Annotated in this window: 1 tRNA gene and 2 rRNA genes; all 3 read right to left on the bottom strand. The window is 41.9% G+C overall.

Annotation, left to right across the window (positions count from 1 at the left end):
• Positions 1-144 (bottom strand): 23S ribosomal RNA (locus L4C33_RS22620); the annotation flags it as partial.
• Positions 145-445: 301 nt separating this feature from the next.
• Positions 446-521 (bottom strand) — tRNA-Glu (locus L4C33_RS22615).
• A 67-nt stretch (positions 522-588) separates the two neighbouring features.
• Positions 589-722 (bottom strand): 16S ribosomal RNA (locus tag L4C33_RS22610); the annotation flags it as partial.

Below are 722 nucleotides of genomic sequence, written 5' to 3'. Positions count from 1 at the left end.
GTGCTTATGCACGTGGGTTTCCCCATTCAGAAATCCCAGACTCAAAAGGTTATTACTACCTAATCTGGGCTTATCGCAAGTTATTACGTCTTTCATCGCCTCTGACTGCCAAGGCATCCACCGTGTACGCTTAGTCACTTAACCATACAACCCGAAAGGGTCTTATGTATGTTCAAACAACCAAGGTTTTTGGTTGTCATTAAGAAGGGTTAATTCTCAATGACTGTTTGCCGGACTCAATTGTGAATCAAACTAACGTTTGATTCGAATACAAGACACTTGAATGTGTTTGTTGTGTTTATCWTAAAGATAAACATTGAGAACTTTTAAATTTGATTGAATTACTCGTAAGTAATCAATCAGTCAGCTTTCCAAATTGTTAAAGAGCTTGATTCAAACTAATGAACCATTTTTAAATACTCTGATATAAGAGAATACTTAAAGATGGTATCCCGTAGGGGAGTCGAACCCCTGTTACCGCCGTGAAAGGGCGGTGTCCTAGGCCTCTAGACGAACGGGACACTAGTATCTCTTTTACTTTTCTAAACCTAATCAATCTGTGTGGACACTTATCGTGATATCTTCGTATAAGGAGGTGATCCAGCCCCAGGTTCCCCTAGGGCTACCTTGTTACGACTTCACCCCAGTCATGAACCACAAAGTGGTGAGCGTCCTCCCCGAAAGGTTAAACTACCCACTTCTTTTGCAGCCCACTCCCATGG

This window comes from Vibrio makurazakiensis (genome assembly GCF_050337375.1).
Taxonomy (GTDB): Bacteria; Pseudomonadota; Gammaproteobacteria; order Enterobacterales; family Vibrionaceae; genus Vibrio; species Vibrio makurazakiensis.
The sequence above is the reverse complement of the archived record's forward strand: the minus strand, read 5'-3'. Positions and strand labels throughout refer to the sequence as shown.